This is a genomic window from Myxococcus sp. AM010 (genome assembly GCF_013372585.1).
Classification (GTDB): domain Bacteria; phylum Myxococcota; class Myxococcia; order Myxococcales; family Myxococcaceae; genus Myxococcus; species Myxococcus vastator.
This window is the reverse complement of sequence record NZ_JABXEO010000019.1, coordinates 1-13,308: the sequence shown is the minus strand read 5'-3', so window position 1 is coordinate 13,308 and position 13,308 is coordinate 1. Positions and strand designations below refer to the sequence as shown.

The window sequence follows — 13,308 nt, the reverse complement described above, 5'->3', positions numbered from 1 at the left end:
CGAGGACACGGGGAGAACGCGAGCGAGGAGGCCCTGGTGCGTGGGCAGCACGCCCAGGGCCTTCCGTACGCGGCGGACTCCGCCGCCATGGCGCGCAGGGGCGTGTGGACCTGGTGGCCTCCGCGTTCGAGCGCCGCCGGAAACGGTCAGCACCCCGCCCAGGGGGCTCCCCGCTGAATCCACGCCTGATGACCTTCGGCCGGCCCGCCGCCGCAAAGGCCCGCGGTTCGCGCTCTCGACTCGGCTCGCCGCACATATTCCTTGACGGGAATATTCCCCATGAGGAATATACATCCTCGTGATTGAGACCTTCACGGCGCTCGCCGACCCGAACCGCTTTCGCATCGTGGAATACCTGTTGGGGGGCGCTCGCTCGGTGGGTGCCATTGGAGAAGCGCTACACCTGAACCAGCCGCAAGTGTCGAAGCACCTGCGCGTGCTGAAGCAGGCCCGGCTGGTGGATGTGGAGGCGCGCGCCCAGCAGCGTCTCTACGGCCTGCGGCCCGAGCCGCTGCGCGAGCTGAACGCGTGGCTGGAGCGCTACCGCGACGTCTGGGACGCGCGGCTGGGACAGCTCGACTCGCTCCTCGAAGAACTCAAGACGCAGGACCTGGCAATAGCGCAGCGACATGCTCGAAAGAAGAAGGGATGAAGTGATGAGCCTTACGTCAGTGGAGTTGGAGTCGGACCGCACCATCGTCATTTCTCGCAAGTTCAATGCGCCCGCGCGCATCGTGTTCGACGCGTGGACTCGCGCGGACCTGGTGAAGCGCTGGTGGGCGCCGAAGGCCCTCTGCGTCACCATGGCGAGCTGCGAGGCGGACGTGCGCGTTGGCGGTGGTTACCGCTACGTGCTGCGCAATCCGGACGGCGGGGAGGTGGCCTTCTCCGGGCAGTACACGGAAATCACTCCGCCCTCGCGGCTCGTGTACACGCAGGTCTTCGAGCCGATGGCGGACGCGGGTTCGGTCACCATCACCGTCACCTTCGACGAGCGCGACGGAAAGACACACATGGTCTCGCGAGAGCTGTATCCGTCAAAGGAAGTGCGGGAGGCCGTCCTCGCGTCCGGCATGGAGCACGGCATCCGCGAAACGATGGAGCAGCTTGACGCGCTCGTGTCGTCGCCGGGCCTCGACTGAGCCGGTGCACCGGCGCTGCGCCGCGCCGGGCGGGCAGGCGCGTGACGTGAGCAGCACCCGCGTCAATAAACGGTACCGTGCCTGGCGCGCCAGGCACCAGACGCCGGTCGCCAGGCACTACGATGCGGCGGTCTGCTCCTCTTGCCGGATGTCGTCACCGCCCCGCCCCCTTCTCTCCATGCCGACCCTCCTGGCGATACTGCACATCGTGGGCTGCGTGCTGCTCGCGGCCCTCTTCTTCGCTCCCGCTGGGGTGCCCACGCTCGTCCACCTGCTCAAGGGCATCCTGCGGGAATACAGCCTGGTGATGCTGTTGCCGGCGCTCCTCACTGCGCTGGTGGCCGTCTGGATTTCCCACGTGGACGTGTGGAGGTGGCTGCGCGGGGGGACGGCGGCATCCGCGCTGCTCGTCGGCATCCTCGCGGTGTGGCCCGCCGCCTCCGCGTGGCGGCTGGCCAGGGCGGCCGACATTCCACTCAGCCTCCGTGAGTATCTCCGCCCACTCGTCGGAGCCCGCCCCCTCCCGAGCCACACCGTTCGCTTCGCCGTGGTCGAGGGACGCGAGCTGTACGCCGACGTCTTCCTCCCCGAGCCCTCCGCCTCCACGGCCCGCCCCGCCGTGCTCTACTTCCACGGAGGTGGCTGGCGTGGTGGAGAGCGCGGCTATGCCCGCGCCTGGGCCGACTTCCTCACCGCGCGGGGCTATGCGCTCATCTCCTTCGACTACCGGCTCTTTCCTCCCGCCACCGGCTTGAAGGCTCCGGGAGACGTCAAATGTGGCATCCGCTGGGCCAAGGAGCACACGGCCACCTACGGTATCGACCCGGACCGGCTCGTCCTCTTCGGTGAGTCCGCGGGCGGCCACCTCGCGACCCTGGCGGGGTACACCGAGGGAGCTGCTCGCCTGCCGTCCTCCTGCGCCCCCGGGGACACGTCGGTGGCGGCCATCATCAGCTTCTACGCGCCCAGCGACCTGGTGGCCTACGCCGCGAGCGCCCCTGCTCCGCTCGAGGGCTTCACGGGTGTGTCGCTGGAAGGCCACCGCGAGCTGTACGAGTTGCTCTCCCCCATCAATCATGTCGGGCCACGCGCCCCTCCCACGCTCCTGCTCCATGGCGGGGCCGACAGCGTCGTGCCGCTCGACGCCTCGCAAGCGATGGCCGCTCGACTGGCCCAGGCGGGCGTCTCCCATGCCCTCTTCACGCTGCCCTACGCGGAGCACGGCTTCGACATCTGGGATGGCGGCTTCGGCCGTCAGCTCGCCAGGGCGCGGGTGGGGCGGTTCCTCCAGCAGCACGCGCCCGTCGACTGAGGGCGCTCCCTCGCGCTGCAAGTAGATAGGACGCAGTGGGGCGTGAATGAAATCCAGGTGCCCCCCCCGTCATGAAGGGCCATCCGCAGCCGGCTCAACGGGCTCGTGCTCGACGTGGAGGGAGCCAACAAGGCCCAGGGGACCCGCGTCGTCACCTGGGAGGCCCATGGCCAGCCCAATCAGGTGTGGCAGTTCGTGCCCGGCCGCGTCCGCGGCACCTACTACATCCAGAGCCAGCTCAACGGCCTCGTGCTTGACATCGAGGGCGCCAGGACAGACGGCTCGGGGCGGCTCATCACCTTCCCCATGAAGCGCGACGGGACGGCGAACAACCAGCTCTGGCAGCTGGATATCTGACCCAAGAGCCACGGGGCTTCGCGGCTGGATTAGTAATAGTCGCGCAGGGTGAGCCGGCGCTTGCTCCCGTCCTTCAACGTGAGCACCACCGTCTTGCCCGTGGCGCGATACCGCCAGCGTGAGAGCTCCGTGCCCGCGGAGTCGGGGCCGATGGACTGTCCATCAATGGCAATGATTTCGTCCCCCACCTTCCAGCCCGCGGCGGCGGCGGGGCCCTCAGGGGCGACCAGCTTCACCACGAGCCGTCCCTCCGAAGGGAGGGCAATCAGTCCGGACCGGTCCTTGAGGAAGGGCTGCCGCAGCGCGCGGGCATCGGGGACCAGCATCAGCGTGTCCGCCGCATAGTCCGTTATCATCCGGAAGCGCCCGAGGACGGCGAGCCCCAGGTTGCCGAGGAGCCGGTCCGAGCCGGAGACACTCTTGCCCGCGTCGTCGAACACCGTGGGCACGTTCTTCAGGGTGATGCCCGCCAGCTGGATGTCCTTCAGCGTCGCGACATCGCGCTCCCGGAGTCCGCCCACGGCTCCGGACAGCGTCTTGGAGCTGCGCCTCCCCGTGAGCAGCCCCGCCTGCTGCCAGTACGCGGGGAAGAGCGAGAGGGCTCCACCGTTGCCCACGTCGAACAGCACCGGAATGGGGGGACGGCCCTCGATGGAGAGCTGGACGGCGCGCTGCCCTCCCGCGGACTCGACCAGGGGGAGCCGCACCGCTCGCGGCGGCGCCTTGAAGCGGGACGCCTCATGGAAGGCGACGCGCCGGTTGGGGAAGTCCACGTCCACGACGAGCTGGTTGAAGGCCTCCTTGCCCAGGACGACGGGCAGCGGGTGGCCTATCAACCGTGCGACCTCGGACAGGTCGATGACAGCGACCGTCAGCCCCGTCAGTGTCAGGTTGCCCAGGGTGATGTCCACGCCGCCGGCGAGCTGGGCCTGTGCCTGCCCGCCGCTGCCGACCGCAGCGAGCTGCCCCTGGGTCTCCAGCCCCAGCTCACGCGCGTAGGCCGTGTCGACCACCGTCATCTCGGCGCCACTGTCGAGGAGCACCTGCGTTGCCTGGCCGTTCACCTGCGCCGGGATGTAGACGCGGTTCTCGTTGAAGAACTCGAAGGGGATGAAGCCCGTGCTGTGGTGGCCGTTCGAGAAGCGCACCTTGCGGACGTCCAGGGGGCGCTCGAAGACGGCGGGAGGAATGGGCACGTTCAACTCCAGCGCCTCCACGACCAGCCGTGAGTCGGAGTCCGGGTTGTCGGTGAGCACCTCCTCCAGAAAGGGCATGCGCACGCCCTGGACCTGACGCCAGTCTCCCATCCGCACGAAGCGGGTGACGTTGTTCTCGCGGATGCTCAGGCCATGGAGGGCTCCGTCGGCCTCATTGAGGAACAAGTCGTAGAGGTCTTCATCGCCGAAGGTGACGCGCACCACCTTCCAGGTGCGGCCGTCGCGCCGTGCGTCGGGCCGCAGTGCGAGCGTGGCGCCGGCACGCCCCTGTAGCGCTGTCCCGAAGTCGAGTGCCACCTGGTGCCGTACATCGCGCGCGTCGGTGGCCGAGGCGTCTTCGACCTGTCCGCTGGCGTTCAGCTTCCAGCCTCCTGCCGGAGTGATGCTCATCGACTGGCGCAGCACTCCGTAGTCCGCATCCTCGCGGGCCCGTCCGTCCCGGTGGCTCCAGGACTCCACCAGGCCATTGAGTCCGCCCTCCACGGACTTCCCTCGCGCGTGGATGCTCTCCAGGCGCGTGAAGGCATCCCCGCCCCGCCACGCCAGGTGCCGCGCGAGGAGCGGCTGCAGCGCGTCTGCCCTGGATTCGGTGGAGCCGAGCACGAGGGGCAGGGACATCAGAACCGCGATGAGGAACCTCATGGAGTGTCTCCGCGCTTGAAAGAGGAGAGGGACTGCTGCCCCACGAGGTGGCGCAGCCCGGGTGGGCTCGAGGCGATGAGGGAGAAGGACCGCGCCAGCCGCGTGCGCGCGGACCGCGGCGCGCTCTGCTGGACCTCCGCCGACAGCCCGCTGTGTTGCAGGCAGGAGAGATAGACGCTGTCGCTCCAGATGGCCTGCTTGACGCCGGTGCCATCCGGCGTGAGCAGGGCCACCAGGAACTCGCGGGCGTCCACCACGAGCGTGAGTTGCGCGCCCGGCCAACGCTCCCGAACAAAGTCCGCGTCGGACGACCGCACGCAGTCGAAGGACACCTTGGGGGACGCGTCGTAGACGAGCCCTGCGATGGAGACGCCTCTGGCGCTCGCCTCCGTGAGCGCCGGGGCGAGTGCCCCGAAGGGCGGCGGGAAGAGGTCGAAGAGCAACCGCTCGGTGGCGCCGGCAATCATCGCCCGCGCGCGCTCCATCACCTGTGCGGTGCTCTTGAGGTGGTAGATGCGGTCGTCTTGCACCGGGGCGTGGAGCCTGCGCAGCGCGTCCGCGGCCTCACGCCTGCGCACCTCGAAGCCTCGCTGGAGCGCCGTGAGCACTTCGTCCGGAGGCACGGGCCGGAAGGAGCGGGGCTCGCCCTCCTCGACGAGCACCGCCCCCTTGTGTTCGAGCGAGGCGAGCGCCTGGTAGATGCCCGGAGGCGCCTTCCCCAGCGCCTGCGCGAGCCGATATCCGGTGGCGGGCGCGCCCTTGAGCAACTCGCAGTACACCCGCGCCTCCATCTCCGTGAAGCCAAGGGCCACGAGCCCTTCATCCGCGCCAATGACTCACATTATTACTTATTGGTAATAATGCTCAAGCCGCGGAGCGCCAGGACGCCTGGGGCAAGGGCTGGGTCCACCGGTACCGAGTCCCTTCCAACGCGCGAACAAACGAGGCCTTTCGTCGACAACCGGGCCGTGAATATTCTACCCGGAAGTGCGTCAAGGTGAGCCAGTCGGAGACTGACTCACCGCACCACAGAAAGAAAAAGCTCGATGAACCCGATTGCTCGCGCAGTGCTTGCCTCATCCCTGTTCGCCGCGTCCTCCGCCTTCGCGCAGGACGTCGAGATGAACATCCATGCCGATGACATTGACATGCCGTCGACCCGCATCTCCGTGGAGGGCATGTCCCCGGATGGCGAGGCAGCGGGCGTCAACATGGAGATTCGCGGTGGGGGCGCCCGCATGGAGGTGAACGTGTCGGGCACCGGGACTCCACCGCCGCCGGAGCGACATGAGCGCAGAGAGCGTCGTGAGCGAGTCGCGCCGCGCGAGGAGTCCGTCCGGCATGTGCGGTACGACTCCGAGCCCGCCTTCCGCGACTGTGGAACGAACCAGGACCCGGGCTGCACCATGCAGCGCAACGGCCACTTCGCGATGGACGCGGAGACCTTCCGCGGCTTCATGCAGTCCCTCAAGAGCACCCACAACGAGCTGACGCGGGAGGACATGGTGGAGAAGGTGATGAAGCGCGCCTTCCTCACCGCGAAGCAGTTCGGCCTGGTCCTGGACCTGTTCCAGAACGAAATCACCCGCTTGGACGTGGCGAAGACGGCCGCGCCCCGCGTGGTGAACCCGCAGCACGCGCTGGGATTCGCTTCCAAGTGGAAGAACTCCATCTCCGCTGACGAGTACGTGGAGCTCATCACCGAGCAGTAGTCCGCTCGAGGTCGCCCCAGCAGCCTCCGCGCGCCGCGATATCCCTACCCACCCAGGCGCCCTGCTTCACTGGCCCCAGCCCAGGGGCCAGCGCGGCAACATCAGCCGCAAGGTGGGTGGGGGCCGCGGTGCATCCCCCTCCTGAAGTGGCCCTGGGACTCGGAGTCCTCACCGCCGACGCGCCGAAGTCCCACGGCTCGCCGGGGGCGTGGCGCAAGGCCTTCGACGCCGCGCCATCATCCAGCGCTTCGCGGAGGACTGGATTGTCTCCATCACCGACTTGACGCCGCTCATGCAGAAGCCGCGCAAGCACCTGGACGCCGGACGCGCGGAGCAGGCCTCACGGCTGCTGCCCCCCGAGGCCGTCTACCCCGTGACGGCGGAGCTCGTCCGGCGGCTCGGAATGTGACACCGGGGGACGGGGCAGGATGCCTGGGCCGGTGTGTGCACTGGGAAGGCCGCACGGCCTCTCCGCACCGCATGTGGGCCCTCGGCACTTCTGGGCCTTCATGGTTCGCTCAAGTCGCCCAGACAACGTTCGCGCGCGAGCGCAGGACCCTGCGCGGCCCAAGCAGAGCGGAAGCTTTCACGAAAGCAGTCGCCACGCCCAACCCATGCACAGCGACTGCAGGCAACTGCGTTCCAAGACACAGGGGCAGACTGAAAACATTTCAGATAGTGGCATTCAACGATAGAGCAGCGCAGACAAATATTGCATATCGCTCTCCGGAGCTCAGGTTGGTGAGTTCCATCACCAGGAGAAGCGTATGAAAGCACTGTCATTCGTGATGGTCGCGGGTCTTGCCATGGGTGTGCTCACGGGCTGTGGTGAGACGTCTTCGCCGGAGGCGGTCGCTGGCGAGCAGGGGCCGCGTTACGAGGCCACGTTGAGCGACGGGACGGCCGTGACGGTGCGGGACGCCTCGGGCGAGAGCAACGTGAGCGCCCAAGCCATCGAAGGAGAACGCACCGTCACCGAGGCCGCGTGTTGGGTGACGCTGCAGTGGTGCAGCGAGCCGGGTACCGGCGACATCGTCTGCACCCAGAACGGAGACTGCACCACCGCGCAGTTCATCGAAGCGTGCATCTCGCTGGCCCAGGATATCTGCGGAATCTGATACATCCGTGGAGGCACAGCGTCAGTCCGCGTCAGGGCTGGCGCTGTTGCCGCGGGCGGTGACTCCGTTCATGACCTCGGGGTGCTCCGGGCGCGCGGGGAGACGTGCATTTGCGCGGGTGGACACCCCGAACCCTGGCCTCCCCTGCGAGGCGTGTCGCGCCCGTGCGCCAGCCCGCCCCCGCAAACAGGCCCCTTGAGGCACGCAATGGCACTCCGACTGCTACGGGGCCACTCCGCGCGGCCGTGGCATGCCGCCAGCCACCTCCGGCCGCGCGTCACGAAGGTGAACGACGCCCGGTGGAATATCGGTTCACCCCGTCTTGCGAGCAGGAACCTCGGCCCACCGAGGGGCTTCCCGCCGAGCCCCTGAATCGCGAGACACCGCGCTCCGTGATGGATTCAATTCGGACTTCAGTTCACGCGAAGCGCGAGTCCAGCTTCGTCAACTGGCTCGTAAAACCATCCTGCTGCATCTTCGTGAACTCCTCGCTGTGCATCGCGTCCAGCGTGACCACCATGCGAACGCGGTCGCCGCTCGGGAGGAAGTCCACGGCGATCTTGCTCTCGTAGGTCGCGACCCCGGGCAGAAAGTCGATGACGTTCGTGAGGACAAGTCGCGAATGTGGCGCCACCTCGGTGAAGTGGGAACGGGTCGCATGGGAGGTCGGCTGGCCCATCTGCTTCATCGCGGCAATCATCTCCGGTGCGTCAGCAATCATGTCGTACCGGAGGGCACCGCCTACGCGCGCATCGAGTTCCTGAACCTCGGCACGGAAACCGTGTGGCCCCCACCACGACTCGAAGCCCTCTTTCGTGGTCCAGAGCGCCCAGATGTCCTGGATTCCCGCCCGGTAGGTGCGCTCGATGACGACCTTCGCCTTCTCGTTGCTCATTTTCGCTGCCTCTTTCCTTCGACTCGCCGAGTCTGTTGTTGTTGCTTTTTCTCCAGTGCGGCTCCGAAACGATCGATTCGCGCCTCCCACAGTTGCCGATACGGCGCGAGCCACCCGTCAAGGTCCTTGAACGGCTCCGGCTTCAAGGCGTAGAGGCGACGTTGCCCATCCGGCCGCATCGAGACGAAGCCCGATTCCGAAAGAATGCGCAGGTGCCGCGAGACACCGGACTGGTGGACTCCAGCCTTCTCGACGACGTCGCTGACCTGCTGCTCGCCATACCGAAGTGCCTCGACGATGCGGCGGCGCGTCGGATCAGAGAGCACCTGAAAGACGTCCAGTTGCATGGACGTGTATATACACGCCCATGCATATCTACGTCAAGCTCGGGCCCCTGCACAATCATGCAGCCCCAGAGAGGCTCCGTCGTCCTCGTCGAGGTCCGTCCACACGCGGAAGTGGGGGGACATGCTCATCCACTTCGCGGTGCTGGTCTGGGTGGCCTACACCACGGGCGGGCGCCTCACGCAGGCGGTGAGGCCGCCACCGGCGCCCCTCCCCTCGTGGAGGAGCGCCGGACGGGCTGAGCCGCTACTGCGGATCCCACCCCGCGTTCACCGTCATCCGGTCCAACGCGCGCACGGAGACGTAGGGGACGAAGCCCGCCGCGCGCGAGCGGGTATAGGCGTCCGCGACGTTCGCGGCCTGCACGGCGTAGTCGGTGGAGAGCACCAGCTTGCCGGCCGCGCGGACCCGGGCCGCGTTGGCCCGGTTCTCCTCGCACCAACCCTCGTCGCAGGCGTTGTCGTCGGACCAGTACAGGTCCTCCATGCCCAGCCCGTCGATGGCGGGCAGGTAGGCGGGGTCATCCACCAGCTCCGGGGAGTTCTGGGGCATCACCTTGAAGCCCGGGTCGCGGGCCTTCGCGTACTGGTTGATGCGCGCCAGGAGGGCCACCATCTTCCGCGCGAGGTCGGCGCGGTTGGTGCCCGCGGCGTTCGCGGGAATCTCCTCATACGTCACCACCATGTCCAGGTAGCACCCGGTGAAGCCCGCGGCGAGCGCCTGGTCGAGGCGGCCCTGGACGATGGGCCACCAGCGCTCGTCCCAGTACTTCACGTACTGCTCGTCGGGCCAGCCGCCCACGGGGCCGAGCTTCAGGTCCTCGGGCACCTGGGACCACTCGGGGCGGTACTCCTCGATGGCGCCAATCTCGAAGTACGCGAGCACCTGCTTGCCCTTGGCCTTGAGCGCGGTGATTTCGGCGGCGGTGAACCAGTCGTCATAGCCGTCGCGCGACAGGTCGACGATGGCCAGGTCGAACTTCGAGTTGGCGATGGTGTCCAGCTTCCCCTGGGGATAGTTCGTGAGTTGGTAGGTGAAGCTGTGGACGCCCTCCCACGACACGGGCGTACCGGCGTCGGTCCCCGTTCCCGCGTCGCCAGGGGTGCCCGCGTCCGTGGGAGTCCCCGCATCGCCGGGCGTGCCCGCGTCCGAGGCGGCGACCTGGATGCGCACCACGAGCAGGTCCAGCAGCGACGCATCCGCCGTGGACGTCGTGCGGTAGCGCAGCTTCACCGGGCCTCCGCTGACGAAGCGCTGGGGAGATGTCAGCGCGAGCGACGTGGCGGTCCACCTCCAGGACTGCGCGAAGGTGTTGTCGCCCACCAGCACCCAGGCGCCCGCCGCGTAGTCCCACGCCTCGAACAGCCAGCGCATCTGCGACCTGGCGGGCCCGCGATAGTTGATGCCCACCTCGGCGGCGATGACGTCGGCGGCGCCCACGTCCGCGGGGAGCGCGTACGTGCACGTGGCGGAGGTGCCGGGGAAGAACTCGACGTACTCCGTCCAGCGGTCCTGCGTGCCCGACAATGTCTGCGTGTGCAGCCCCTGGACGCTCTGCCCCGAGCCGATGGCGCCGCTCGCGACCTGGAGACTTGCGCACGTCAAAGTTCGAGCATCCGCGAGGCCCGCCGTGTCCTCGCTCCGCTCCGCGCTGTCCGCCCTTCCGGAGGAACCACCACAGGCGAACAGCGCGATGCACCACAGACTCGTCCACCCTACTGCCGCGACTCGCATGTGCGCTCCCTGTCGCCGGAGCCAGGCCTCGCCCTGACGTCGATGCGCTCGGCGAACGCGGCGGGCTTTAGCGTCCGGCGCGCGGAAGCAGCAACGCGAAGTGGCGCGCGACACGCGACATTCACCCATGGCCTGGAACATTCGTCCCTGTCTGGATGGGGGCCTGGCCTCTGATGGAAATTTGAAGCCCGCATGAGGAGGTATGCGCCAGTCCCTCACGCGCAGGATCCGCGCTGGCGAGGACCTGCTCCACGGGGTGGCGCGGCTCTGGATTCTGACCGCGCCCACGGAGCTGCCGCATGGGTGTCCACGTCTCGCCGACCTCACGCCGCGCAACCAGCCGCCTCCTCGCACCAGCCCGGTCGGCGTAGAGCAGACCGAGGAGGCGTGAGCTTCGCTCCTCGGTCTTCTCCCGTTCGGAGCCGGATGGTTCGTGTTCGAGAACCATGACTCGTGAGCAAGGTTGGTCCGAGCGGTGCTCCCCGTTCCGGCCGAGCGGGGGCTCACCTGGAGCCTGTCTCCAGCCACGCTCGAATCCGGAGTGTTAGACCGTGCTCCGCGAGGCCGCGGCCTGCGCCTGCGTGGTGGCGGCATCGCCGGGCGCGGGGGTCATCAGGCTGACCTTCAATTTCGTCCCGGTGGATGACACCCCGAAGAAGGAGTCATAGGCGTCGATGTGCTGCTGTCCCACCGTGTTCAGGAAGTCCAAGAACGTGCTCGGCTTCGCGGGCAGCGGCGACGGCGTGAACATCTGCGAAGGCAATCTCACGTAGGGGTTTGGGTTCGGCAACAATTCGTACTTCGCGTTGATCGCACCATAAACGAGGTTGGCGTCGAGCCCGAAGAGACCACCGAGCGGACCATAGAGCGTCTGACAGGACTGGTCCTTGACATAATCCCACACGACGTCGTTCGGCACATTGAAGGGCTGGATGTTCATCAGGTTGGTCCAGCCGTGAGGCACGACATCGTACTGGTTCCAAATGACCTGATTCCAGAACCCATACTTTGTAATGCCGCGGATTCCCGTCGGCGGGAATATCGCGCTGAAGACGTTGACGAAGCCTTGATCTCCGGTCGAAGGAGCAGCCGTCGGCAGCACGTAGAGCGCGCCCCACCGACTTGCCGCGAAGATGTCCGGGTAGAGCCAGAGGGCCAAGGTCGGGCTGAGCGAGCCACCCAGGCTGTGCCCAGCGAAGATCAGCGTCGCTTGGGAAGATTCATTGTCCTTCAAGAAGGATTGAATCGTTTTTTGCGTCTTCGGGTCCTGCAGGTTCAGCAGATTCGTGGTTCCCCACGCAGCCCCCTGCGAGATGTACCCCACGGTCCTCGTATCTGGATTTTCACCATTCGCTGGGTTGATGCCCAGAGGAAAACCGACTGTGACCGTGACGTTGTTGTCCAGGCAGTCCGTGCCATACCAGTTGTGGTCAACATCCTTGTTTCCGTTGGTGCCAGCGACCGCCACGACATAGCAGTTGGCCGACGCATTGTAGGCCACGTACATGACCTGGTCGGCCACCTTGGACACTCTGGACTTACCACTACAGTCCTTGTCAGCCTGGAAGACGCAGGGCCCCCACACTCGCGTCCACACGCCCAGTTGGTCGCTGTGCTTCGTCAGCGCGTCGTCTATGGCCGGTCCAAGTTGCTGCTGGATGTCGGAGGCCGAGCCTTCCAGGCTTTCACCCAGACTCGAGAACCTTGAGAGCTTGAACACCGTTTGAATGATGTCGTAGCTCCCCCCGGCGTAGATTGGATTTGTGACTTTCATATGACTCATCCTTTTCCTTGGTCGTGGTACGGCAGCGCACCGCCGCTTGTCGGCCTCGGAGCATTCGGCTACCGCTTCGAGCCCCGTCACAAACCCAAAGCAGAAGACGTGCCAGCACCGCGCGCCTCGACTTCCCGAGGCGAACGCACGCATGCCAGGCCTCGCACCGGGTGTTTGACGCGTCAGCAGCAGGCTTGACGCGCCCGTGGACACGTTCTTTTGCAAGACCTCGTTCAACGGGTCCTCGGCACACCTGCGCCTACCCAAGGCCCTTTCGCCGCGTCGTGTGTGCTTCCAAGCCACGTTGGACAGTGCGTCCCCCCGGGCAAGATCCACCAGGCCCGTGCGAGCAAACCGCCCGCGCTGAAGTTCCACAGTGGCGCCAACGACTCCACCATCAACCCCATCCGTCCCAGCGTCCGCCGCTGGACGCGGATGGCCCTCTCCGAGGGTACGGCGGCGCGGTTGGTGGAGACGCCTTGAGCGCGCATGCTCCGGGAGCGCGTACTTCATGCGTGGACTCCGGACAGCGGCGGGGTGCGCAGTCTTCACTGCGGCCCACCTGGGCATCCAACATGAGTACCGACACCCCTGCTGAAGGTTCTTCAGTTGTGCGTGATTCACGACCTGGGTGAGGCCACCCCCGCCATCCGCCAGGGGACGTTCCCCAACAAGAGCGAGCAGGAGCGGACCGACCTGGTACACCCGACGCAAACGCTCGGCTCCCCCCTGCGCGAACGCATCCTGCCCCTCTGGGAAGAGTACGAGCAGGCTGCGTCACCCGAAGCCCAGGCCTTGGAGGCGCTCGACAAGCTTGAGACCCTCCCGCAGCACACCCAGAGCGCGGACCCACCGGACTTCGACGACGCATTCAAGGCTCCGAGGAACACCCTGCCGCTGGCGCTCCGACCTGAAGCGATAGGGGGGAAGCATGCTCCCAGGTTCAAACGCGATGGCCGCCGTCCGTGTCGTCGGTGTCCGCATGGACGCCTGCCCCGCCCATTCCGACGCCTCCAGCGCCGGCACCTCCTCCGCCCCCGGCACCGCCGCCCCCTCGTCC

The 13,308-nt window shown here is 67.0% G+C and carries 15 protein-coding genes; 9 read left to right on the top strand and 6 right to left on the bottom strand.

From position 1 onward, the window contains the following. Positions 1-298: 298 nt before the first annotated feature. The 4 genes from HV826_RS12190 (at position 299) to HV826_RS12175 (ending at position 2,811) form a co-directional block, all read left to right on the top strand. Positions 299-652, top strand: a complete 354-nt coding sequence (locus HV826_RS12190) for a metalloregulator ArsR/SmtB family transcription factor (RefSeq protein ID WP_176417185.1) — start codon at positions 299-301, stop codon at positions 650-652. Between the two features lie 4 nt (positions 653-656). Beyond that, positions 657-1,142: an SRPBCC family protein gene (locus HV826_RS12185; RefSeq protein ID WP_303623453.1), complete on the top strand. Its 486-nt coding sequence runs from the start codon at positions 657-659 to the stop codon at positions 1,140-1,142. Between the two features lie 178 nt (positions 1,143-1,320). Then, positions 1,321-2,454 (top strand): alpha/beta hydrolase, encoded by a 1,134-nt coding sequence (locus HV826_RS12180; protein ID WP_255217174.1) that lies wholly within the window; start codon positions 1,321-1,323, stop codon positions 2,452-2,454. An 81-nt stretch (positions 2,455-2,535) separates the two neighbouring features. Beyond that, entirely contained in the window at positions 2,536-2,811 is a 276-nt protein-coding gene (locus HV826_RS12175) for an RICIN domain-containing protein (RefSeq protein ID WP_368670902.1), read from the top strand. 29 nt (positions 2,812-2,840) lie between these two features. Here HV826_RS12175 and HV826_RS12170 read toward each other — a convergent pair whose 3' ends face one another. Together HV826_RS12170 and HV826_RS12165 are read right to left on the bottom strand one after the other, a co-directional pair. Next, positions 2,841-4,670, bottom strand: a complete 1,830-nt coding sequence (locus HV826_RS12170) for an aspartyl protease family protein (RefSeq protein ID WP_176417181.1) — start codon at positions 4,668-4,670, stop codon at positions 2,841-2,843. After that, entirely contained in the window at positions 4,667-5,482 is an 816-nt protein-coding gene (locus tag HV826_RS12165) for a TrmB family transcriptional regulator (protein WP_368670897.1), read from the bottom strand. The genes HV826_RS12170 and HV826_RS12165 overlap by 4 nt, the downstream gene beginning before the upstream one ends. A gap of 234 nt (positions 5,483-5,716) precedes the next feature. Between HV826_RS12165 and HV826_RS12160 the strand changes: the two genes are divergently transcribed. The 3 genes from HV826_RS12160 to HV826_RS12150 all read left to right on the top strand — a co-directional run bounded on the left by HV826_RS12160 (position 5,717) and on the right by HV826_RS12150 (position 7,500). Then, on the top strand, positions 5,717-6,382 hold the full coding sequence (locus HV826_RS12160; protein WP_176417180.1) for a DUF4476 domain-containing protein: 666 nt from the start codon (positions 5,717-5,719) through the stop codon (positions 6,380-6,382). Between the two features lie 208 nt (positions 6,383-6,590). Then, positions 6,591-6,791, top strand: a complete 201-nt coding sequence (locus HV826_RS37100; protein ID WP_368670896.1) for a DUF4291 family protein — start codon at positions 6,591-6,593, stop codon at positions 6,789-6,791. 358 nt (positions 6,792-7,149) lie between these two features. Then, positions 7,150-7,500: a hypothetical protein gene (locus HV826_RS12150; RefSeq protein WP_176417179.1), complete on the top strand. Its 351-nt coding sequence runs from the start codon at positions 7,150-7,152 to the stop codon at positions 7,498-7,500. 418 nt (positions 7,501-7,918) lie between these two features. On the opposite strand, the gene HV826_RS12145 is transcribed toward HV826_RS12150, so the two are convergent. The 3 genes from HV826_RS12145 to HV826_RS12135 all read right to left on the bottom strand — a co-directional run bounded on the left by HV826_RS12145 (position 7,919) and on the right by HV826_RS12135 (position 10,474). Then, on the bottom strand, positions 7,919-8,395 hold the full coding sequence (locus HV826_RS12145; protein ID WP_176417178.1) for an SRPBCC domain-containing protein: 477 nt from the start codon (positions 8,393-8,395) through the stop codon (positions 7,919-7,921). Next, entirely contained in the window at positions 8,392-8,742 is a 351-nt protein-coding gene (locus HV826_RS12140; protein ID WP_176417177.1) for a helix-turn-helix transcriptional regulator, read from the bottom strand. The genes HV826_RS12145 and HV826_RS12140 overlap by 4 nt, the downstream gene beginning before the upstream one ends. Before the next feature lie 244 nt (positions 8,743-8,986). Continuing rightward, positions 8,987-10,474, bottom strand: coding sequence for an endo alpha-1,4 polygalactosaminidase (locus HV826_RS12135; protein ID WP_176417176.1), 1,488 nt, complete (start codon positions 10,472-10,474; stop codon positions 8,987-8,989). A gap of 202 nt (positions 10,475-10,676) precedes the next feature. On the opposite strand from HV826_RS12135, the gene HV826_RS12130 reads away from it, so the two are divergent. After that, entirely contained in the window at positions 10,677-10,865 is a 189-nt protein-coding gene (locus HV826_RS12130; protein ID WP_176417175.1) for a hypothetical protein, read from the top strand. A 153-nt stretch (positions 10,866-11,018) separates the two neighbouring features. Here HV826_RS12130 and HV826_RS12125 read toward each other — a convergent pair whose 3' ends face one another. Beyond that, the gene (locus tag HV826_RS12125; RefSeq protein ID WP_176417174.1) at positions 11,019-12,248 is read right to left on the bottom strand and encodes a lipase family protein; all 1,230 of its coding nucleotides are present in this window, start codon (positions 12,246-12,248) and stop codon (positions 11,019-11,021) included. A 591-nt stretch (positions 12,249-12,839) separates the two neighbouring features. Here HV826_RS12125 and HV826_RS12120 point away from each other — a divergent pair. Further along, the coding region (locus tag HV826_RS12120) for an HD domain-containing protein (protein ID WP_176417259.1) at positions 12,840-13,308 on the top strand (469 nt) is incomplete at its 3' end.